Source organism: Bacillus sp. LR--39, assembly GCF_053613335.1.
Genome location: NZ_JBSIOT010000217.1, coordinates 1 through 1264, shown reverse-complemented (window position 1 = coordinate 1264; position 1264 = coordinate 1). Strand labels below are relative to the sequence as shown.

The following is a 1264-nucleotide window of genomic DNA, read 5'->3' as shown; positions in this document are numbered from 1 at the left end:
ATTGCTCCAAATTAAATAAACGCTGAAGCATATGCCTGCGCTCTGCCCCTTTTAAAGACAGAAATTCAGCAAATTTCCCTTGGGGCAGCACCACCGCTCTCGTAAAATCGTCGATCGTCAGCCCTAAGAGCTCCTCAACTCTTTTATTCACTTCGCTGGCTTTATCAGCCAGCACCGTATGCTCGTCCTTGATTTCGATGAAGCGGCAAAGTGCCGTTTTCACCTTCATTTCATCCGTTCTCTTAAACACACGCTCGACTTTGTATGAGATTTGGTGATTCGTCTGAAGCGCAAAGGTAAAGGAAACAGACAGCGTATCTTCGGCGTGGTTTAAAATTCCGTGCGTATTATTCGCCGCCCGTTCCACCTTTCCGTATAAAGCAAGCGTCATTGCGTCGAGAATAGAGGATTTACCGCTTCCTGTCGGGCCGAAAATGCCGAAAACACCGGCACCGGAAAGGCCTTCAAAATCTATCGTCTGCTCCTCTCTAAAGCTGTGGAGCCCCTTAATGCTTAAGGCGATCGGCTTCATTTCGCATCCTCCTCTTCAACCCCTGATGCAAGCTCTAAAAACAGCCTCACCATTTCTTCATCCGGCACCGCACCGCCAGTTTGTTTTTCATAAAATTTCTTAAAGCGGTCCTCGATTGAGACATGTTTAACCTCGATCCGTTTCCGGTCTTTGTTCTGTTCTTCAAAAACCGGCCTGATATGGATAAAGCCCGGGTGCGCCTTCCGCAGCCTGTGAATCTCTTCAAGTGACAGCTGGTCCGCGACACGGATTTCCAAGTCAATCCAAGCATTCTGATCTCTGCCTTCATCCAGCCAGCTGTACACCTCACTTAATCCATTTGCTGCTTTCCACTTCACAAGTGGCTTGCCGCTTGATAATAACACCTCTTGCCAACTGGCCTCTTCCCCAGGCTTTGCGTCCACAATCGTCACTGATTTAGCGTAGCCCGCTTCAGAAAAGCTGTAGGCGAGCGGAGATCCTGAATAACGCGCAAGCGTCCTCGCCCGCTTGATCGTTTGCGGGCGATGCAAATGGCCGAGCGCAACGTAAGCGGCATCTGCCGGCAGGCTTTCAGCAGCCACCGTGTATGCACCGCCGACTTCAATCGGCCGCTCTGAATCGGTTTGGTTTCCGCCTGCCACATAAATATGGCTGGCGGCAATCTTCACTGCATCGTTCCGGAACCGGCTTGTCATATGCTCAAACGCCTGCCTGATTTTCACATCATAGTGATCACGGAGCAGCTTTTCA

Annotated in this window: 2 protein-coding genes; both read right to left on the bottom strand. The window is 50.3% G+C overall.

The features are described from left to right. Positions 1–532, bottom strand: a 532-nt coding sequence (locus tag ACWHAR_RS21935) for an AAA family ATPase (RefSeq protein WP_452087817.1), incomplete at its 3' end; no start/stop codon positions are given. Then, on the bottom strand, positions 529–1264 hold a 736-nt coding region (locus tag ACWHAR_RS21930; protein ID WP_452087816.1), incomplete at its 5' end, for an exonuclease SbcCD subunit D. The genes ACWHAR_RS21930 and ACWHAR_RS21935, both read right to left, overlap by 4 nt.